This is a genomic window from Cellulomonas algicola (genome assembly GCF_019024305.1).
In the GTDB taxonomy this organism is placed as follows: domain Bacteria; phylum Actinomycetota; class Actinomycetes; order Actinomycetales; family Cellulomonadaceae; genus Cellulomonas; species Cellulomonas algicola.
In genome coordinates this window covers 1-19,990 of record NZ_JAHKSJ010000024.1, presented here as the reverse complement: position 1 = coordinate 19,990, position 19,990 = coordinate 1, and the positions used below count along the sequence as shown (strand labels likewise).

General features: G+C 74.0%; 18 protein-coding genes. 14 read left to right on the top strand and 4 right to left on the bottom strand.

Features of this window, described 5'->3' with window-relative positions; translation table 11 throughout:
• Positions 1-23: 23 nt before the first annotated feature.
• The 4 genes from gatC to KOV94_RS16940 all read left to right on the top strand — a co-directional run bounded on the left by gatC (position 24) and on the right by KOV94_RS16940 (position 4,093).
• A complete protein-coding gene (gene gatC, locus KOV94_RS16955) occupies positions 24-323 on the top strand; it encodes an Asp-tRNA(Asn)/Glu-tRNA(Gln) amidotransferase subunit GatC (RefSeq protein ID WP_124343015.1) in 300 nt (99 codons plus the stop codon).
• The gene (gatA, locus tag KOV94_RS16950) at positions 320-1,828 is read left to right on the top strand and encodes an Asp-tRNA(Asn)/Glu-tRNA(Gln) amidotransferase subunit GatA (protein WP_218052693.1); all 1,509 of its coding nucleotides are present in this window, start codon (positions 320-322) and stop codon (positions 1,826-1,828) included. The genes gatC and gatA overlap by 4 nt, the downstream gene beginning before the upstream one ends.
• Positions 1,825-3,321 carry an Asp-tRNA(Asn)/Glu-tRNA(Gln) amidotransferase subunit GatB gene (gene gatB, locus KOV94_RS16945; protein ID WP_218052692.1) on the top strand — a complete coding sequence of 499 codons (1,497 nt, stop codon included), beginning with the start codon at positions 1,825-1,827 and terminating at the stop codon, positions 3,319-3,321. Before gatA ends, gatB begins: the two co-directional genes overlap by 4 nt.
• 223 nt (positions 3,322-3,544) lie before the next feature.
• On the top strand, positions 3,545-4,093 hold the full coding sequence (locus KOV94_RS16940) for a GNAT family N-acetyltransferase (RefSeq protein WP_124343018.1): 549 nt from the start codon (positions 3,545-3,547) through the stop codon (positions 4,091-4,093).
• Between the two features lie 22 nt (positions 4,094-4,115).
• On the opposite strand, the gene KOV94_RS16935 is transcribed toward KOV94_RS16940, so the two are convergent.
• The gene (locus KOV94_RS16935; RefSeq protein ID WP_218052691.1) at positions 4,116-4,709 is read right to left on the bottom strand and encodes a TetR/AcrR family transcriptional regulator; all 594 of its coding nucleotides are present in this window, start codon (positions 4,707-4,709) and stop codon (positions 4,116-4,118) included.
• 95 nt (positions 4,710-4,804) lie between these two features.
• Here KOV94_RS16935 and KOV94_RS16930 point away from each other — a divergent pair, with 95 nt between their 5' ends.
• From KOV94_RS16930 to KOV94_RS16920, 3 genes are all read left to right on the top strand, one after another.
• Complete coding sequence (locus KOV94_RS16930) at positions 4,805-5,875, top strand: hypothetical protein (RefSeq protein ID WP_218052690.1); 1,071 nt, start codon at positions 4,805-4,807, stop codon at positions 5,873-5,875.
• Between the two features lie 68 nt (positions 5,876-5,943).
• Positions 5,944-6,816 carry an aminoglycoside phosphotransferase family protein gene (locus tag KOV94_RS16925; protein WP_218052689.1) on the top strand — a complete coding sequence of 291 codons (873 nt, stop codon included), beginning with the start codon at positions 5,944-5,946 and terminating at the stop codon, positions 6,814-6,816.
• 74 nt (positions 6,817-6,890) lie between these two features.
• A complete protein-coding gene (locus KOV94_RS16920; RefSeq protein WP_218052688.1) occupies positions 6,891-7,733 on the top strand; it encodes an endonuclease/exonuclease/phosphatase family protein in 843 nt (280 codons plus the stop codon).
• A 49-nt stretch (positions 7,734-7,782) separates the two neighbouring features.
• Here KOV94_RS16920 and KOV94_RS16915 read toward each other — a convergent pair whose 3' ends face one another.
• Positions 7,783-9,132: a cryptochrome/photolyase family protein gene (locus KOV94_RS16915; protein WP_218052687.1), complete on the bottom strand. Its 1,350-nt coding sequence runs from the start codon at positions 9,130-9,132 to the stop codon at positions 7,783-7,785.
• Positions 9,133-9,206: 74 nt separating this feature from the next.
• Between KOV94_RS16915 and KOV94_RS16910 the strand changes: the two genes are divergently transcribed.
• Together KOV94_RS16910 and KOV94_RS16905 are read left to right on the top strand one after the other, a co-directional pair.
• On the top strand, positions 9,207-10,760 hold the full coding sequence (locus tag KOV94_RS16910; RefSeq protein ID WP_124342905.1) for a peptide MFS transporter: 1,554 nt from the start codon (positions 9,207-9,209) through the stop codon (positions 10,758-10,760).
• Positions 10,761-10,860: 100 nt separating this feature from the next.
• Positions 10,861-11,529 carry a 4a-hydroxytetrahydrobiopterin dehydratase gene (locus KOV94_RS16905; protein ID WP_124342904.1) on the top strand — a complete coding sequence of 223 codons (669 nt, stop codon included), beginning with the start codon at positions 10,861-10,863 and terminating at the stop codon, positions 11,527-11,529.
• 87 nt (positions 11,530-11,616) lie between these two features.
• Here the strand turns inward: KOV94_RS16905 and KOV94_RS16900 are convergent, their stop codons facing one another.
• Positions 11,617-12,141 (bottom strand): SEL1-like repeat protein, encoded by a 525-nt coding sequence (locus KOV94_RS16900; RefSeq protein WP_124342903.1) that lies wholly within the window; start codon positions 12,139-12,141, stop codon positions 11,617-11,619.
• 285 nt (positions 12,142-12,426) lie between these two features.
• On the opposite strand from KOV94_RS16900, the gene KOV94_RS16895 reads away from it, so the two are divergent.
• A complete protein-coding gene (locus KOV94_RS16895) occupies positions 12,427-13,152 on the top strand; it encodes a copper homeostasis protein CutC (RefSeq protein ID WP_124342902.1) in 726 nt (241 codons plus the stop codon).
• Positions 13,153-13,318: 166 nt separating this feature from the next.
• Here the strand turns inward: KOV94_RS16895 and KOV94_RS16890 are convergent, their stop codons facing one another.
• Entirely contained in the window at positions 13,319-14,326 is a 1,008-nt protein-coding gene (locus KOV94_RS16890; protein WP_371852376.1) for a LacI family DNA-binding transcriptional regulator, read from the bottom strand.
• Between the two features lie 119 nt (positions 14,327-14,445).
• Here KOV94_RS16890 and KOV94_RS16885 point away from each other — a divergent pair, with 119 nt between their 5' ends.
• The 4 genes from KOV94_RS16885 to KOV94_RS16870 form a co-directional block, all read left to right on the top strand.
• On the top strand, positions 14,446-15,744 hold the full coding sequence (locus KOV94_RS16885) for an extracellular solute-binding protein (protein ID WP_162351320.1): 1,299 nt from the start codon (positions 14,446-14,448) through the stop codon (positions 15,742-15,744).
• Positions 15,745-15,749: 5 nt separating this feature from the next.
• The gene (locus tag KOV94_RS16880) at positions 15,750-16,787 is read left to right on the top strand and encodes a carbohydrate ABC transporter permease (RefSeq protein ID WP_372449495.1); all 1,038 of its coding nucleotides are present in this window, start codon (positions 15,750-15,752) and stop codon (positions 16,785-16,787) included.
• Positions 16,784-17,680 carry a carbohydrate ABC transporter permease gene (locus tag KOV94_RS16875; RefSeq protein WP_218052686.1) on the top strand — a complete coding sequence of 299 codons (897 nt, stop codon included), beginning with the start codon at positions 16,784-16,786 and terminating at the stop codon, positions 17,678-17,680. Before KOV94_RS16880 ends, KOV94_RS16875 begins: the two co-directional genes overlap by 4 nt.
• 72 nt (positions 17,681-17,752) lie before the next feature.
• Positions 17,753-19,990, top strand: a 2,238-nt coding sequence (locus KOV94_RS16870) for a beta-xylosidase/alpha-l-arabinosidase (RefSeq protein WP_504739665.1), incomplete at its 3' end; no start/stop codon positions are given.

Genomic DNA, 19,990 nt, shown 5'->3' with positions numbered 1-19,990 from the left:
CCCCAACGTCTAGACTCTCGGGCATGTCCACCCTCTCTCGCGACGAGGTCGCGCGCGTGGCGGGGCTGGCCCGGATCGACCTGACGCCGGCGGAGATCGACCGCCTCGCCGGCGAGCTCGACGTCATCGTCGAGTCGGTCGCTCGCGTGAGCGAGATCGCCACGCCCGACGTGCCGGCCACCAGCCACCCCCTGCCGCTGACCAACGTGTTCCGCCCCGACGTGCCGGTCGCCCCGGTGGACCGCGACGCGGTGCTCGCCGCCGCGCCCGCGTCGGAGGACGGCAAGTTCCTGGTCCCGCAGATCCTGGGGGAGGACGCGTGACCGCCGACCTGACGCGGCTGTCCGCCGCGGACCTCGCGGACCGGCTGGCCGCCGGCGAGGTGTCCAGCGTCGAGGCGACGCAGGCGCACCTCGACCGCATCGCGGCCGTCGACGGCGCGGTGCACGCGTTCCTGCACGTCAGCGCGCACGAGGCGCTCGCGACCGCGGCCGACGTGGACGCGCGCCGTGCCGCAGGCGAGGACCTGCACGCGCTCGCGGGCGTGCCGATCGCGGTCAAGGACGTCGTGGTGACGAAGGGCCTGCCGACGACGGCCGGCTCGAAGATCCTCGAGGGGTGGGTGCCGCCGTACGACGCGACGCTCGTCGAGCGGATCAAGGCGGCAGGGCTGCCGATCCTCGGCAAGACCAACATGGACGAGTTCGCGATGGGCTCGTCGACCGAGCACTCGGCCTACGGCAACACGCACAACCCGTGGGACCTGGACCGCATCCCGGGCGGCTCGGGCGGCGGGTCGGCCGCGGCCGTCGCCGCGTTCGAGGCACCGCTCGCGATCGGGACGGACACGGGCGGCTCGATCCGTCAGCCGGGCGCCGTGACGGGCACGGTCGGCGTGAAGCCGACCTACGGGTCGGTGTCGCGGTACGGGCTCATCGCGATGGCGTCGTCGCTCGACCAGGCCGGCCCGGTGACGCGCACGGTCCTCGACTCGGCGCTGCTGCACGAGCTCATCGGCGGCCACGACCCGCTCGACTCGACGTCGATCGCCGAGCCGCTGCCGTCGCTCGTCGACGCCGCCCGTCAGGGCGCGACCGGCGACCTCACGGGGGTGCGCGTCGGCGTGATCCGCGAGCTGCAGGGCGAGGGCTACCAGCCGGGCGTCCTCGCGCGGTTCCACGAGTCGCTCGACCTGCTCCGCGCGGCGGGGGCGGAGATCGTCGAGGTCTCCTGCCCGCACTTCGAGTACGCCCTGGGCGCGTACTACCTGATCATGCCGAGCGAGGCGTCGAGCAACCTGGCGAAGTTCGACGGCATGCGCTTCGGCCTGCGCGTCGTGCCGGAGGACAACCCCACGGCGGAGCGCGTCATGGCCGCGACGCGTGGCCAGGGCTTCGGCGACGAGGTCAAGCGCCGCGTCATCCTCGGCACGTACGCGCTGTCGGCGGGCTACTACGACGCGTACTACGGCTCGGCGCAGAAGGTCCGCACGCTCATCCAGCGGGACTTCGACGCGGCGTTCGCGCAGGCGGACGTGCTCGTGTCGCCGACGGCCCCGACGACGGCCTTCAAGCTGGGCGAGAAGCTCGACGACCCGCTCGCGATGTACCTCAACGACGTCGCGACGATCCCCGCGAACCTCGCGGGCGTGCCCGGTCTGTCGCTGCCGAACGGCCTCGACGAGGGCCTGCCCGTCGGCTTCCAGGTGCTCGCACCCGCGAAGGCCGACGACCGGCTGTACCGCGTCGGCGCCGCGCTGGAGACGCTGCTCGAGAAGGAGTGGGGCGGCCCGCTGCTGGCCCAGGCCCCGGAACTGGAGACCCGATGACCACGCTCGTGGACTACGACGAGGCCGTCACGCAGTTCGATCCCGTCATCGGCATCGAGGTGCACGTCGAGCTCGGCACGCGCACGAAGATGTTCGACGGTGCGCCTGCCGGCTTCGGCGAGGAGCCGAACACGTCCGTCACGCCCGTGTCGCTGGGCCTGCCGGGCTCGCTGCCGGTCGTGAACGGCACCGCGGTCGAGTACGCGATCCGCATCGGCCTGGCACTGAACTGCCAGATCGCCGAGACCTGCCGGTTCGCGCGGAAGAACTACTTCTACCCGGACGTCCCGAAGAACTTCCAGACGTCGCAGTACGACGAGCCCATCGCGTACGAGGGGTACGTCGACGTCGAGCTCGAGGACGGGTCGACGTTCCGCGTCGAGATCGAGCGCGCGCACATGGAGGAGGACGCGGGCAAGAACACCCACGTCGGCGGCGCGACGGGCCGCATCCACGGCGCGGAGTACTCGCTGGTCGACTACAACCGCGCGGGCATCCCGCTCGTGGAGATCGTCACGAAGCCGATCACGGGTGCGGGGGAGCGGGCGCCCGAGGTCGCGCGCGCCTACGTGCAGACGCTGCGGGACCTGTTCCGCGCGCTGGGCGTGTCCGAGGCCCGCATGGAGCGCGGCAACGTGCGCGCCGACGTCAACGTGTCGCTGCGGTCGACGCCCGAGTCGGCGCTCGGCACCCGCACCGAGACCAAGAACGTCAACTCGTTCCGCTCGATCGAGCGCGCGGTGCGCTACGAGATCTCGCGGCAGGCGGGCGTGCTCAACGACGGCGGCGCGATCGTGCAGGAGACGCGGCACTGGCACGAGGACACGGGCACGACGACGTCGGGTCGCGTGAAGTCGGACGCCGAGGACTACCGCTACTTCCCGGAGCCGGACCTCGTCCCGATCGCGCCCGACCGCGCGTGGGTCGAGGAGATCCGCGCGACGCTGCCCGAGCTGCCCGCGGCCCGTCGCCGTCGGCTGCAGACCGAGTGGGGCTACGCCGACGCGGAGATGCGCGACGTCGTCAACGCCGGCGCCGTCGAGCTCATCGAGGCGACCGTCGCGGCCGGTGCGTCGCCCGCTGCCGCCCGCAAGTGGTGGATGGGCGAGCTCGCCCGCACCGCGAAGCAGCAGGAGGTCGAGCTCGAGGCGCTGCCGATCACGCCCGCGCAGATCGGCGCGCTGCAGAGGCTCGTCGACGACGGGCGGATCAACGACAAGCTCGCACGCCAGGTGCTCGAGGGCGTGCTGGCCGGCGAGGGCGAGCCCGAGGCCGTCGTCGTCGCGCGCGGGCTCGAGGTCGTCTCCGACGACGGTCCGCTGCTCGCCGCGATCGACGAGGCGCTGGCCGCGCAGCCCGACATCGCCGAGAAGATCCGGTCCGGCAACCTGGGCCCGGTCGGCGCGATCATCGGCGCCGTCATGAAGGCGACGCGCGGCCAGGCCGACGCGGGCCGCGTGCGCGAGCTCGTGCTGGAGCGCGTGCAGGCCTGACCAGGACGACGACCGCGGGGCCGGTCCGGTGCGCACCGGGTCCGGCCCCGCGGCGCGTGCGGGCCGCGTCCTCGTCGGCGGTGCGGTCACCGTGCGACGACGCCGCGCGCTGACGTCGTGCGGTGCGGCGCGGTCGGCGCGCTGCAACACGGGGGTCACACGGCCTCCCTACGATGCGAGAGACGCGCCGCCGAACCGGGCGCAGACGGGAGACGACCGGGCGATGGAGAAGCCGACGCTGCAGGGCGAGATGATCGTGCTCCGGCCGATCCGCGCCGACGACGCGGACGCGATGTGGGACATGCTCGCGGACCCGGAGGGCAACCGGCTGACGGGCACCACCGCGACGTTCACGCGCGAGCAGGTCGACGCGTGGGCCGCGAGCCGCGCGACCGCGGAGGGGCGCTACGACTTCGCCGTCACGGCCAACGGCAGCGACGAGTTCCTCGGCGAGATCGTGCTCAACGACATCGACGAGGTCGTGCGCAGCGCGAACCTGCGGCTGTCGATGCGGCCGGCCTACCGCGGTCGCGGGTACGGGACCGAGGGCATTCAGCTCGTGCTGGGCTTCGCGTTCGACGGGCTCGGCCTGCACCGTGTCGAGCTCGACGTGCTGAGCATCAACGCCCGCGCCAAGTCGCTGTACGAGAACATCGGCTTCCGCGTCGAGGGGCGCCGGCGCGACGCGTACCGCGACGGGGACGGGTGGTGCGACGCGATCGTCATGTCGATCCTCGAGGACGAGTACCGCGCGACGCAGATCGCGCCCTGACCGCCGGGCCTGCCGGCCGCGGTCAGCGCGGCAGGTAGCGCTCGACGGCCGCGAGGTACGCCTCGCCGTCGAAGTCGCGCGCGACGGTCGACTGGATGACGTACCCCTGGACGGCGGCGAGCAGCAGCGGGACCTGCTCGGTGCCGAGCGCGTCGGCCTCGTCGGGCGGGGCGCCGTGCGTCCGCTGGTGCCACAGCGACACGTACCCGCGCAGCGCCGCGGCGAGGCGGTCGACGGTGCCCACCGCGAGGTCCGCGATGTCGGGGTCGGTGACGGCCTCGCCCCACAGCTGCAGGAGGACCGCGGGGTCGCCGACCTCGCGCCGGATGGCATCGACGAGGACGCGGACGACGCCGGGCGGCGGAGTCATGGGTGTGGTGCTCGCGAGCGCCTCGATGTCGCCGAGGCGGGCACCGACGATGCGCGACGCGACGCCGACGACGAGCGCGCTCTTGCTGGGGTAGTGGCCGTAGATGGCCCCGGCGGACAGGCCGGACTCGGCGATGATGTCGGCCATCGACGTCGCCTGGAAACCGGTGCGGCGGAACGCGCGGAGGGCGGCGTCCGCGATCTCGTCGCGGCGGGCGGCGCGGTACTCCTCGGTCACCTTGGGCACGCCCGAGCATAAAAACGAATGAACGTTCTTGACAAGCGTGGTCGACGAGGTCCAGGCTCGACAGCGAACGAACATTCGTTTTTGAGGAGTCCATCATGTCCCGCACCGGCACCATCCCGCACACCCCGTGGGGGCACGTCGCCGCCGTCGGCGCCGCGCTCGCCGCCGTCCTCACCGTCGTCGCGCTCGCGTTCCTCTGGCCGTCGGCCACCGCGGCACCGCACGACCTCCCCGTCGCGGTCGCCGGCCCACCGGCCGCGGCCGAGCCGTTCGTGCAGGGGATCGAGGCCCAGGCGCCCGGCGTCTTCGACGTCGTCCCGGCCGCCGACCGGGCCGCCGCCGCCCGGCTGGTCGACACCCGCGAGGCCTACGGTGCGGTCGTCCTCGGGCCCGAGCCGGAGGTGCTCACGGCGTCGGCGGCCAGCCCGATGGTCGCGCAGCAGCTCGCGACCCTCGCGACGACGCTCCAGGCGCAGCTCGCCGCCGCGACCGGGGAGCCCGTCACGGTGACGGTCACCGACGTCGTCCCGCTCGGCGCGGGCGACCCGCGCGGCATCGTCCTCGGCGCCGCCACGTTCCCGCTGGTCCTCGGCGGCATGCTCGGCGGGATCGGCATCGCGCTCACGGTCGTCGGCGTCCGCCGCCGCGTCGCGGCCGTGCTCGGGTACGCCGCGCTCGGCGGCCTCGCGATCACCGCGGTCCTCCAGTCCTGGTGGGGCGTGCTCGGCGGCTCGTTCTGGGTGACCAGCGGCGTCGTCGCGCTCACGATCCTCGCGGTCGCGTCGGTGATCGTCGGGTTCACCTCGCTCGTCGGCCGTCGCGGGCTCGCGATCGGACCGGTGCTGTTCCTGCTCGTCGCGAACCCGATCGCCGCCGCGGCGATGCCGTGGCAGATGCTCCCCGCGCCGTGGGGTGCGATCGGCCAGTGGCTGCCGCCCGGTGCGGGCGCGACGCTCCTGCGCGACACGTCGTACTTCCCGGCGGCGGACACGACCGCCCTGTGGCTCACGCTGACCGCGTGGGCGGTGCTCGGCCTGACCCTGGCGCTGCTCGGTCACCTCCGTGACACGGGTGCCGCGACCCGTGCGGCCCTGGCCGAGGCCGACGCCGAGGTGGAGGTCGCCGCCGTGGACGCTGACCGCACGCCGCAGGTCGTGACCGCCTAGCGGGCTCACGCGGCCCCGGCGGCGAAAAGTCGCTGCTCCGTCGCCGTGCACCGTCCTACCGTCGGGCGGTGCACGACGACGAGCTGACCATCACCGCCGACCAGGTCCGCGCGCTGATCGCGGACCAGCACCCGCACTGGCGCGACCGCCCCGTCCGGCCCCTCCCGCACCGCGGCACCGACCACGCCCTGTTCCGGCTCGGCGACGACCTCGCGGTCCGGATGCCCCGCATCCCGTGGGCGCGTGAGGCCGTCGACCGCGAGCACGCGTCGACCGAGCGGCTCGCGGGCCTCGTCGAGGTCGAGGCACCGGTGCCCGTCGCGGCCGGCGAGCCCGGGCACGGCTACCCGTGGCGGTGGTCGGTGGTCCGGTGGGTCGCCGGGGAGACGCCGGTGCGGCCCACCCCTGACCTCGCGCTCGACCTGGCCGGCGTCGTCCGGCGCCTGCGCGCGCTCGACCTGCCGGGTCGACGCAACCAGCGTCGCGGGCACCCGCTCGGCGACCTCACCGACCAGGTCGCCTCCGACGCCGAGGCCGTCCGCGACGAGGTCCCCGTCGACCTCGTCCTGCACGCGTGGCACGAGTCGTGCGCCGCCGAGCCGTGGGACGGGCGTGGCGTCTGGCTGCACGGCGACCTCGCGCCCGGCAACCTCGTCGTGCGGGACGGGCGGCTGGTCGGGCTGCTCGACTGGGGCGGCGCCGGGCTCGGCGACCCGGCCGGCGACCTCGGCCCCGCGTGGAACTTCTTCGACGCCCCGTCCCGCGCGGCGTTCCGCACCGCACTCGGCGACGACGACGCGACCTGGCTGCGCGGACGCGGGTGGGCGCTGCGCCAGGCGCTGCTGCAGCTCCCGTACTACCGGACCCGGTACGTGCCGCTCGCCGACCACGCCCGCGCGACGATCCGCGGCGTCCTGGAGGACGCCGGCCTCGCGACGTGACGACGGCACCGCCCCGGCGCTCGGCGCGACGGCTGCGCAGGACCGCGCCGGGTGTCGTCGGGCAGCATGAGGGGATGCCGCCCGTGCCTGACGTACCGCCGGACTTCTACGGTGCGCTCGTCGAGTCGACCGTCCGCGTCGTGACGTGGAACGTCTGGGGCCGGTACGACGACTGGGAGGCGCGCGAGGCGGCCGTCGTCGCGACGCTCGCCGAGGTGCGACCCGACGTGGTGGTCCTCGCGGAGTCGTGGGCCACCGCGACCGACAGCCAGTGCGCCCGGCTGGCCGGCCCGCTCGGACTGCCGCACCACACGTTCAGCGGGGTGCCAGCGCAGGAGGACGAGAGCGCGCTCTCCGGCGTCGCCGTGCTGTCCCGGTGGCCGACGACGCGGACCGCGAGCCACACGTTCGGCGCCGCACGCGTCGAGGAGGTCGAGATCGCGGGCCCGCGTGGCGCGCTGCAGGTCTACGGCGTCGTCCTGGACGCCTGGTGGTTCGACGAGAGCGAGGCGCGGCAGGGCGCTGTCCGCGACCTGCTCGAGCACGTGCGGCACGCAGCCGACGAGCGGGTGCCGCTGATCGTGTGCGGCGACTTCAACTCCGACCCCGAGAGCGACGAGATCCGCATGCTCACCGGCAGGACGGCCGTGCCCGTCCCCGGGCTGTCCTTCTACGACGCCTGGGAGGTCGCGGGTGCGCGCGACGCGCCGGACCCCTCGGGCGCCACGTGGTCCCGCACCAACCCGCACGCGGCGATGCTCCTGTGGCCGGACCGTCGGATCGACTACGTGTTCTCGGCGACCCGTCGGCGCGGCGGCGTGGGGCACCCGGTCGCCACGCGCCTGCTCGGGAGCGAGCCCGTCGACGGGACGTGGGCGTCCGACCATCGGGCCGTGCTCGCGGACCTCCGCTACTGAGGTCGCCGACGAGGCGGGGCCGCGTGTCACCGCCCTGCCCGGCGCGGTGTCAGCGCAGCCGGCCGAACGCCTCGAGGGCGACCTCGCGCTCGGTGGCGTGGTCGACGACCCGCTGCGGGTAGTCCGGCGCGGCGCCGGAGGGGAGGCGCCACGGCTCGTGCACCGCGGCGCCCGGCACGTCGCGGAGCTCGGGCACCCACTGCCGCACGTACCGGCCGTCGGGGTCGAACTTCTTGCCCTGCAGCACCGGGTTGAACACGCGGAAGTACGGCGCCGCGTCCCGGCCGGTGCCGGCGACCCACTGCCAGTTGAGCTGGTTCTGGGGGACGTCGCCGTCGACGAGCCACGCGAGGAAGTGCGCCGCGCCGCGCTGCCACGGCAGGTGCAGGTCCTTGACCAGGAACGACGCGGTCACCATGCGCACGCGGTTGTGCATCCAGCCGATCGCGCGCAGCTGCCGCATCCCGGCGTCGACCAGCGGGTAGCCGGTGCGCCCCTCGCGCCACGCGTCGAAGAGCGCGTCGGCCGACGGGCCGCTCGCCCACGCGTCGTCCGGGACGACGTCGCGCAGCGAGGTGCGCGACGCGTCGGGGCGGTGCCACAGCACGTCGGCGTGGAACTCGCGCCACGCGAGCTCCGAGCGGTACGACGCGACCGCCGCCGACCCGCCCGTCAGGTCGGCCAGCAGGGTGCGCGGGTGCACCTCGCCGTACTTGAGCGGGACCGACATCGTCGACGTGCCGTCGAGGTCCGGGCGGTCGCGGTCCGTCGGGTAGCGCGCGAGGTCGTCCGCGACGAACGCGGCCCACCGGTGCCGGGCCGCCGCCTCGCCCGCCCGGGGCAGGTCGACGTCCGTGCCGGGCGCGGCGGGCGGCCCGTCCGACGGCAGCGACGCCCACGGCACGGACCGCGGCCGCGGGGCCGGCGCGGACCAGCCGTGGTCGAGCCATGCCCGGCGGAACGGCGTGAACACCTCGAAGGGCGTGCCCTTGCCCGTGCGCAGGCGGCCGGGCGCGACCGCGTACGGCGACCCCGTCGGGACGAGCGGCACGTCGCCGAGCGCGCGCTCGACCGCGTCGTCGCGCCGACGGCCGAACGGCTCGGTCGCGGCGGTCACGTGGACCGCAGACGCCTCGACCTCACGGGCCACCGCCGGGACGACGTCGGCGGGCCGGCCGCGCCGGACGACCAGCCGCCCGTCGGTCGCCTCGTCGAGCGCGCGCAGCGACCGGGCCAGGTACGCGAGCCGCGGGGCGCCGGCCGCCGACCACAGGGTGGGGTCCACCACGAAGAGGGCCACGACCTCGTCGTCCGCGCGCCGCGCGGCCTCGACCGCGGCGACCAGCGAGGGGTTGTCCGCGAGCCGCAGGTCGCGGCGGAACCAGTGGATCGTGGGCACCCGGCGACGGTAACGGGGGCCGACGCAGGCGGCGACCGCTGGTGCCCGCGGTCCGACGGCGGTTCCATGAACCCATGAGCGAGCAGACGGAGCCGTCCGGCGCGAGCGCGCTGCGCGAGCCGTCCGAGGCCCCGCAGCGCCGCGAGGTGCCACGGGACCGCGCGTTCTTCGGCCATCCGATGGGCCTGTTCACGCTCTTCAACACCGAGCTGTGGGAGCGGTTCAGCTACTACGGCATGCGCGCGATCCTGCTGTTCTACCTGACGGACTCCGTCGCGAACGGCGGGCTCGGGCTCGACGACACGCTCGGCGCCGCGATGGTCGCGGCGTACGGGACGGGCGTCTACCTGCTGTCGGTCGTCGGCGGCTGGCTCGCCGACCGCGTGATCGGTGCGCGCCGGTCCGTCCTGTACGGCGGCATCGTCATCGCGGCGGGGCACGTCGCGCTCACGATCCCGTCGGCCGGGTTCTCCTACCTGGGCATCGGGCTCGTCGCACTCGGCACCGGCCTGCTCAAGCCGAACGTGTCGAGCATGGTCGGCGAGCTGTACGGCCGCGAGGACCCGCGGCGCGACTCGGCGTTCTCGATCTTCTACATGGGCATCAACATCGGGTCGCTCGCGGCGCCGCTGGTCGTCGGGCTGGCCCGGTCGATCGGCGGCTACCACGCCGGCTTCGCCGTCGCGGCCGTCGGCATGGGCATCGCGCTCGTGTTCTTCGTGCTCGGGCGCCGGCTGCTGGGCGGCGCCGGCGACGTGGCCCCCAACCCGCTGACTGCCGCGGACCGTCCCGCCGTCACGCGCATGATCCTCGTGGTCGTCCTCGGCGTGCTCGTCGCCGTCGCGGTCGCGTGGGTCGTCAGCGGTGGGTTCGGCCCGGCGACGTTCGTCGACGCGCTGTCCTACCTGGCCCTCGTCGCGCCCGTCGCGACGCTCTGGGTGATGTTCCGGTCGCCCAAGGTCACCGACCACGAGCGGTCCCGGCTGCGCGCGTACGTCCCGTTGTTCGTCGCCGCGACGCTGTTCTGGATGATCTTCGAGCAGGCCGCGAGCACGCTCGCGCAGTACGCCGAGAGCCGCACCGACCTCGAGGTGCTGGGCACGACGCTCTCGCCCGAGCTGTTCCAGTCGATCAACCCCGCGCTCATCATCCTGCTGGCGCCCGTCTTCGCGTGGCTCTGGGTCAGGCTCGACGACCGACCGCCGACCGCCGTGAAGTTCGCGATCGGCCTGACGTTCGCCGCGCTCAGCTTCGTGTTCCTCGCGGGGATGTCCGCGGTGTTCGCGGACACGAAGTCGCCGCCCTGGGTGCTCGGCGGCGTGTACCTGCTGCAGACGATCGGCGAGCTGTGCCTGTCGCCCGTCGGCCTCGCCGCGACGACCCTGCTCGCCCCGAAGGCGTTCCGCGGGCAGGCCATGGCCCTGTGGTTCCTCGCGCCCGCGGCGGGCAACGCGATCACCGCGCAGCTCGTGCAGGCGACCGAGGGTGCGAGCGACACCGCGTACTTCGGGGGCATCGGCCTGGTCGCGCTGGTCTTCGCCGGCGCGATGTTCGCGATCGCCCCGTGGGTGACGCGCCACATCCGTGCGGGCGCCGAGTCGGACGCCGAGGCGGCCCTCCAGCGCTGACGTCCCGGCCGCGACCCCGTCCGCGCGCGCCCGTGGGCGAGCTCGGACGGGTGCGCCGACGGGGTCGTGCGTGGCGCCCCCCGGTGGGAGGGTGGGCCGCATGGGTGGATCCGAGAAGCTCCCGCACTCCGTCGTCACCGACGCCGTCGACGCCCGGCACTGGCGCGTCCTGCTCGGGCGGCTGCGCGCGACGTTCCGTACCGCCGACTTCGCGCAGGGCGCGGCGTTCGTCGCCCGGGTCGCCGAGGCCGCCGATGCGGCGAACCACCACCCCGACGTGCTGCTGCGGTGGGGGCAGGTCACGGTCACGACGTCGAGCCACGACGTCAACGGTCTGACGCGGCGCGACGTCGACCTCGCCGGCACGGTGACCGCGCTCGCCGACGAGCTCGGCCTGACCGCCGACGTGCCGCGCAGCGAGCTGCTCGAGGTCGCGGTCGACGCGCTCGACATCCCCGCGGTCCGGCCGTTCTGGAAGGCCGTCCTGGCGTACGAGGACCAGCCCGGCGACGACAACGGCCTCGTCGACCCCGCGGGGGAAGGACCCGCGTTCTGGTTCCAGCAGATGGACGAGCCCCGGCCGCAGCGCAACCGCATCCACCTCGACGTCACGGTGCCGCACGACGAGGCGCAGGCGCGGGTCGACGCCGCGGTCGCCGCCGGCGGGCGGCTGCTCTCGGACACGCGCGCGCCCGCGTTCTGGGTGCTCGCCGACCCCGAGGGCAACGAGGCGTGCGTCTGCACGTGGCAGTCGCGCTCGTCCTCCTGACGACGACCATGCCCGGGCGGACGGATGTGCCCGGGCCGGCGCCTCGCCCGTCGAGCCGGCGGACCGGTGCCGCCCGCGCGTGCCGGGCTACAGCGGGTTCGACCCGTCGAGGTTGAGCGCGTGCCCGCGGCGGAAGAACTGGCGAGCGGCCAGGTGCCCGTGCTCGGCCGCCATCCGGAACCACGGCTCGGACGCCGCGAGCCCGTCGCGGTCCTCGACGAGCCGGCCGAGCTCCCACATCGCCTCGCGGTCGCCCTTCTCGGCCGCCGCGCGGATGAGCCCCTCGGCGCCGTCGAGGTCGCCCTCGATCTTGAGCATGAGCCCGCGCACGCGCATCGCCCGCGGCACGCCCGCGTCGGACGCGGCGACGAGGTCGTCCAGCGAGCGGTACTGACCGGCCCGGTGCAGGGCGCGGAGCCCGAGCCCTACGAGGCCCAGGCCCCAGAGCCACCACACGAGCGGCCCGGGCCCGCTGCGGTCGCCGACGAACGCGAGGACGCTGAGGACGGCGGACAGGACGAGCAGCAACGGTGCCGCCCATCGCCACAGCGTGACGACGGCCGACACGACGAGCACGAGGTACAGCACGGGCACGTCCCCCCTGGTCAGCACGCACGGACTGCGCGCGAGACGCATCCTGGCACTCTGCGGCGCTGTCCGGAAAGTCCGGTCGGCGACGGCGTCGCAGGACGGCGCCCGGGGTGCGAGGGGACGGTGAGCCGCTCGTCGGGGACGTCGTACGGGCGGGCGTGTGGTGGTGCCCGCGGGGACCCTAGGATCGCCGTGCGGCCGCGAGTGCGGCCGCGCACGCCGGTCGACGGCGACCGCGTCCCGGTGCGGCCGAGGGCGACGCGTCGTCGGCGCGACCGACACCGACGACGACGTGGGAGCGGGCCGATGCGGTTGGAGATCGCGGTGCAGGACGTGGCCGGTGCGACGACCGCCGCCCGGCTCGGGGCCGACCGGCTCGAGCTGTGCGCGGCGCTCGCCGCGACCGGCGGGCTCACGCCGAGCCGCGGGCTCCTCGACGCGACCGTCGCCGCCGTGCCGACGGAGGTCGGCGTCCACGTCCTCGTGCGCCCGCGCGCGGGCGGGTTCGTCTACGACGCCGACGAGCTCGACGTGCAGGTGCGGGACGTCCGGGCGGCCGTGGCGGCGGGTGCCGCGGGCGTGGTCGTCGGCGCGCTGACGCCGGACGGTGCGATCGACCTCGACGCGCTCCGCGCCCTCGTCGACGCCGCCGAGGGGCGCGAGACGACCTTCCACCGCGCTCTCGACACGGTCCCGGACCTCGCGCGCGCGATCGACGACCTCGCGCGGGCCGGGGTCACGCGCGTCCTCACGTCGGGCGGCGCGGCGCGGTCGGTCGACGGCACGGTGCGGCTGTCGGAGACGGTCGCCTGGTCGGCGGGCCGGGTCGAGGTCATGGCCGGCGGGGGAGTGCGGCCGGAGGACGTCGCGGCGCTCGTCGCGACCGGGGTGGACGCCGTGCACCTGTCGGCGAGCCGGGTGGTCGCGAGCGCGGGTGGTCCCGGCGGCGGCGCGGGTGGGTACACGACGACGGACCCCGAGGTCGTCGCCGCGGCGGCGGCCGCGCTCGGTCGCGGCGCGCGCGTGCGCTGAGGGCGCGTCGCGCGGGCACGGCCACGCCGAGGGCGGCATGGCCGCGCCGACGGCGGCACGGGCACGCCGACGGCAGCACGACAGGGCCGTCGGCGACGCGACCGGGACGACCGCCACGCCACGACGCCCACCCGCTCGGGTGCGGCCGGACGGGGGAACGCGAGGATCAGCGGTCGCGCGGGGGAGCGGTCGACGCGCGCTCGACGAGCTCGGTGGGCAGCCGGACGTGCACGCCGCGCTCGCGGCCGTCGATGAGGTCGACGAGCAGCCGGAGCGCCTCGGCGCCCATCTGCTGCAGCGGCTGGCTGATGGTCGTGAGCGGGGGCGTCGCGAGCGCGGACTCGGGCACGTTGTCGAACCCGATGACCGACAGGTCCTCGGGGACGCGCAGGCCGAGCGAGCGCGCGACCTCGACGACGCGGATCGCGGAGAGGTCGTTCGCGGCGAACACGGCGCTCGGCGGCTCGGGCCGCGCGAGCAGCTCGTTCGCGGGCTGGTCCGCGGTCTCGGGACGGTAGCCGCCGACCCGGACGAGGTCCTCGTCGACGGGGACGCCCGCGGCGGCCATGGCGTGCCGGAAGCCGTCCTCGCGCAGGCGGGCGGACTCGAGGTCGGGGCGGCCGCCGAGGAAGGCGACACGTGTGTGCCCGAGCCCGAGCAGGTGCTCGGTCGCGAGGACCGCGCCGGCGAACGAGTCGGCGTCGACGGTCGGCAGGCCGGACGGTCCGGTGTGGGGGTCGACCGCGACGACGGGCACGCCCGGGTGCGCCTCGACGACCGTCGGGGTGACGATCACGGCACCGTCGATGAGCGTGCCGGCCAGCCGCGACAGGTAGCGCCGCTCCCACCCGACGCTGCCGCCGGCGCCGCCGCCGGAGTAGGCGAGCAGCTCGTAGCCGGTGGCCCCGACCGCGGCCGACGCGCCCTTGAGCAGCTCGGTCGAGTACGGCTCGAACTCCGCGACGAGGATGCCCAGGACGTTGGTGCGGTGGCTGCGCAGCGAGCGCGCGCCGAGCGATGCCTCGTACCCGAGCTCCTCGATGACCTCCTGCACGCGCGAGAGCGTCGCGGCGGCGACGCCGTAGCGGCCGTTGACGACCTTGGAGACGGTGGCGACGGAGACGCCGGCGGTACGGGCGACGTCGGCCATCTTCACGCGAGGTGCGGGGTCCACGTGGGTGATCGTAGAGCATCGATTCGATAACGTTATCGACATCGATTGACATCACCCGTGGCGGGCTGCATATGCTCCTCGCCGTCCCTCCCCTTCAGTGACGACGAGGAGCTTCAACGATGAACCGGACCCGCGTCCTCCGCGGCGTGGCCGTCGCCGCAGGTCTCGCCCTGCTCGGTGCCTGTGGCACCGGTGGCGGCGGCGACGACGACAGCACCAACGCCGACGGCTCGACCGAGATCACCTGGTGGCACAACTCCAACACCGGTGACGGCAAGGACTACTACGACCAGGTCGCCAAGGACTTCGAGGCGGCCAACCCCGGCGTGACCGTCAAGGTCAGCGCCATGCAGCACGAGGACATGCTCACCAAGCTCGACGCGGCCTTCCAGGCCGGCGACGCCCCCGACATCTACATGGAGCGTGGTGGCGGCGAGCTCGCCGACCACGTCGAGGCGGGCCTCACCAAGGACATCTCCGAGGCCGCGTCCGCGGAGATCGACAAGATCGGCGGCTCCGTCGCCGGCTGGCAGGTCGACGGCAAGACCTACGCCCTGCCGTTCTCGGTCGGCGTCGTCGGCTTCTGGTACAACAAGGCGCTCTTCGAGCAGGCCGGCATCACCGAGGCCCCTGTCACGCAGGAGGACTTCAACGCGGCCGTCGACAAGCTCAAGGCCGCGGGCATCGAGCCCGTCTCCGTCGGTGCCGGCGACAAGTGGCCCGCCGCGCACTACTGGTACTACTACGCCCTGCGCGAGTGCTCGCAGGACGTCCTGTCCGACGCGGTGACCAGCCTCGACTTCTCCGACGCGTGCTTCCTCAACGCGGGCGCGGACCTCGAGGACCTCATCAAGACCGAGCCGTTCAACGCGGGCTTCCTCTCCACGCCGGCGCAGTCCGGCCCGACCTCTGCCTCCGGCCTGCTGGCGACGGGCAAGGTCGCGATGGAGCTGGCCGGCCACTGGGAGCCCGGTGTCATGCAGGGCCTCACCGAGGACGGCAACGGCCTCGGCGAGAACACCGGCTGGTTCGCGTTCCCCGAGGTCCAGGGTGGCCAGGGCGAGCCGACCGCCGCGCTCGGTGGCGGTGACGCGTGGGCCGTGTCGCAGGACGCGCCCGACGCCGCCGTCGACTTCGTGAAGTACCTGCTGTCCGACGAGGTCCAGAAGGGCTTCGCCGAGCTCGACATGGGTCTGCCGACCAACCCGACCGCCTCGCAGTACGTGTCGGACCCGGCGCTCGCCGGCCTCCTGCAGGTCCGTGACGCGGCCCCGTACGTGCAGCTCTACTTCGACACCGCGTTCGGCGCCTCCGTCGGCGGTGCGATGAACGACGCCATCGCCCTCATGTTCGCCGGGCAGGCGACCCCGCAGGACATCGTCGACGCCACGCAGGCGGCGGCTGACGCGGAGAAGTGATCCACGTGGCAGACGGAGCGACCGCCCGCATGGGCGCCCCCGCCTCGCCTGCGACGTCTCCCGCGGTGACCCCGGTCGCCGGTCGTGCTTCGGCACGGCCGGCGGCCGGCGGCCCCGGGGACGGTCGCGGCGGTGGCAAGACCCTTCGCCGGAACCTGGAGATCGCGTTCTTCGTGACGCCGGCCCTGCTGCTCTTCCTGGGCTTCGTGGTGTGGCCGATCATCAAGGCCGCCCAGATGTCGGTGTACCGCTGGAAGGGCTTCGGCCCCATGGTCGACTTCGTCGGCCTCAAGAACTACGTCAGCGTGCTCCAGAACGAGGTGTTCACCGACGCGCTGGTGCACAACCTGATCATCGTCGTGGCGTCGATCGCCATCCAGCTCCCGCTGGGCCTCGGCATCGCGCTGCTGCTCAACCGCAAGATGCGCGGCCAGGGCACCCTGCGCACCATCATCTTCGTCCCGTACGTGCTGGCGGAGGTCATCGCCGCCGTCGTGTGGTTCCAGCTCCTGCAGCCGAAGTACGGCGTCATCGACACGATGCTCGCGGCGGTCGGCCTGTCCGGTCCCGCACAGGGCTTCCTGGGTGACCCGGACGTCGCGCTCTTCACCGTGATCGTCGTGCTGACCTGGAAGTACCTGGGCCTCGCGATCATCCTCTTCCTCGCCGGCCTGCAGGGCGTGCCGGACGAGCTCTACGAGGCGGCGCAGCTCGACGGCGCCGGCTGGTGGGACATCCAGCGCCGCATCACGATCCCGCTGCTCGGCCCGACGCTGCGCACGTGGGCGTTCCTGTCGATGATCGGCTCGCTGCAGCTGTTCGACATGGTGTGGATCCTCACCGGCGGTGGTCCGGCCAACTCCACGACCACCATGGCGACGTTCCTCGTCACCGAGGGCACCAAGCGCCAGAACTACGGCATCGCCGCCGCGGCGTCCGTGATCCTCTTCGTGGTCGCCCTCGTCGCCGCCCTCCTCTACCAGTACTTCATCCTCCGGCGTGACACGCTCGGGGACGCCCCGCGGAAGAAGGCGAAGGCATGAGCGTCGCACCGATGGTCCGGCCGCAGGCCGCCCTCTACCAGCCCGAGGGCAAGCAGCGGGCCAAGACCGGCAACGCGCTGCAGGGTGGCAACCCGCTCGTCTGGGCGATCGCGCTCGTCGTGATCGGCCTCACGCTCGGCCCGGTGCTCTACGGCATCCTCGGCGGCTTCCGCACCAACGCGCAGCTCGCCGAGTCGCCGGCCGCGCTGCCCGACCCGTGGGTGTTCAGCAACTACGCCAAGGTGCTGACCAACTCGAGCTTCTGGACGTACGCGTTCAACTCGACGGTCATCGCCGTGCTCACCACCGCGATCGTCGTGGTGTTCGGGATCATGGCGGCGTACCCGCTGGCCCGGTACCAGTTCAAGGGCCGCGAGGCGCTGTTCATGGTGTTCGTGCTGGGGCTGCTGTTCCCCACGACCGTCGCGATCATCCCGCTGTTCATCATGATCACGCGTGACCTGAACCTCGGGAACACGTGGTGGGGCATCGCGCTCCCGCAGGCCGCGTTCGCGCTGCCGGTGACGATCGTCATCCTGCGGCCGTTCCTCATGGCGCTGCCCAAGGAGCTCGAGGAGGCCGCGCTCATCGACGGCGCGTCCCGGCTGGGCGTGTTCTGGCGGATCCTGCTGCCGCTGTCGGCACCCGGGATGGTCACGGTCGGCGTGCTCGCGTTCGTCGGCTCGTGGAACGCCTACCTGCTGCCGCTGCTCCTGCTGCAGGGCGACATGCGGACCCTGCCGCTGGGCGTCGCCGACTACTCCTCGGAGTACTCGTCCGACACCGCCGGCGTGTTCGCGTTCACCTCGCTGGCCATGATCCCCGCGCTCGTGTTCTTCCTCGCGATGCAGAAGCGGATCGTCAACGGGCTGCAGGGCGCGGTCAAGGGCTGAGGCCCGCGCGCGACGCGCCGGCGGGTCGTGCCCGCCTCCCGAACACACAGCACGTCCAGAAGGAGTGGATCCGTGACGGATCTCCAGGTGTCGCGCCCCGCGGGCGTCGACGAGCGCGTGCAGGACCTGCTCGCGCGCATGACCCTCGAGGAGAAGCTCGCCCAGATCGTCGGCTTCTGGGAGAAGTCCGACGGCGAGGCCGTGGCTCCTCTGCAGGGCGAGTTCACGCGCGAGCAGACCCTCGACGACGCGTCCCGGCACGGGCTCGGGCACCTCACCCGCGTCTACGGCACGCGGCCGGTCGACCCGGCTGCGCGGGCGCGGTGGCTCTGGTCGTTCCAGCGCCGCCTCGTCCGCGAGACCCGGCTCGGGATCCCCGCGCTCGTGCACGAGGAGTGCCTCACGGGGCTCTCCGCGTGGCGGGCCGCGACGTTCCCGACGCCGCTCGCGTGGGGTGCGTCGTTCGACCCGGAGCTCGTGACCCGCATGGGCGAGGTCATCGGCGCGTCGATGCGGCAGCTCGGCGTGCACCAGGGCCTCGCGCCGGTGCTCGACGTCATCCGCGACCCGCGCTGGGGCCGCGTCGACGAGTGCATCTCGGAGGACCCGTACCTCGTCGGCACGCTCGGCACGTCGTACGTGCGCGGCCTGCAGTCGACGGGCGTGCACGCGACGCTCAAGCACTTCGTCGGCTACTCGGCGTCGCAGTCGGGACGCAACTTCGGGCCCGTCCACGCAGGCCCGCGGGAGATCGCGGACGTGCTGCTGCCGCCGTTCGAGATGGCGATCCGTGACGGCGGGGTGCGCTCGGTCATGAGCGCGTACGTCGAGATCGACGGCGTCCCGGTCGCGGCCGACCCGACGATCCTCACCGACCTGCTGCGCGGGACCTACGGCTTCGACGGCACGGTCGTCGCGGACTACTTCGGCGTCGCGTTCCTGCACCTGCTGCACGACGTCGCGCCGGACCTGGGCGACGCGGCGGGCCAGGCGCTCGCCGCAGGCGTCGACATCGAGCTCCCGACGGGCGACGCGTACCTCGAGCCGCTCGCGGCCGCGATCCGCGCCGGCACGGTCGACGAGGCGCTCGTCGACCGCGCGGTGGCACGGGCGCTGCGGCAGAAGGCCGAGCTCGGCCTCCTCGACGCGACGTTCGACGACGAGCCCCCGACGGACGTCGAGCTCGACAGCAGCGAGCACCGGCAGGTCGCGGCGCGACTCGCGGAGGAGTCGGTCGTCCTGCTGACGAACGACGGCACCCTGCCCCTGCGGCCGGGCCTGCGCGTCGCGGTGATCGGCCCGAACGCGGACCGTCCCGAGGCGATGTTCGGCTGCTACTCGTTCGTCAACCACGTCCTGCCGCACCACCCCGAGGTCGGTGTCGGCATCGACGTGCCGACGCTGCGTCAGGCGCTCGCCGCCGAGCTCACCGGGTCGACCGTCGTGTCGGCGCGCGGGTGCGCGGTCGACGACGACGACCGCAGCGGGTTCGCGGACGCCGTGCGCGTCGCGTCCGAGGCGGACGTCGCGGTGCTCGTCGTGGGCGACCACGCGGGGCTGTTCGGCCGCGGCACGGTCGGCGAGGGCTGCGACCGCGACGACCTCGAGCTGCCGGGCGTGCAGCGCGCGCTCGTCGAGGCCGTCCTGGAGACGGGCACGCCCGTCGTCCTGGTCATGCTCACGGGCCGTCCCTACGCGGTCGGCTGGGCCGTCGAGCGCTGCGCCGCGGTGGTGCAGTCGTTCTTCCCGGGCGAGGAGGGCGGTCCCGCGCTGGCCGGCATCCTGTCCGGTCGCGTCAACCCGTCGGGCCGGCTGCCGGTCAGCCTGCCGCGGTCCGCGGGCGCGCAGCCGTTCACCTACCTGCACCCGACGCTGGGCGGCGACGGCGACGTCACCAACCTCTCGACGAAGCCGGTCCTGCCGTTCGGGCACGGCCTGTCGTACACGACGTTCACGCACTCCGACCTCACGGTCGAGCCGACGGCGACCACGGGCGGCCCGCTCGTCGTGACCGTGCGCGTGACCAACACGGGCGAGCGGGGCGGCGACGACGTCGTGCAGCTCTACGGGCGGGACGTCGTCGCGAGCGTGACGCGTCCGGTCGCGCAGCTGCTCGGCTACCAGCGCGTCCACCTCGAGCGCGGCCAGACGGCCGTCGTCGAGCTGGTCGTGCCGGCCGCGCGGCTCGCGTTCACCGACCGGTCGGGCGAGCGCGTCGTCGAGCCGGGCGACCTCGACCTGTGGGTCGGGCCGTCGTGCGCCGAGCGTGAGACGCAGGCGCGCGTGACGCTCACGGGCGACGTGCACCGG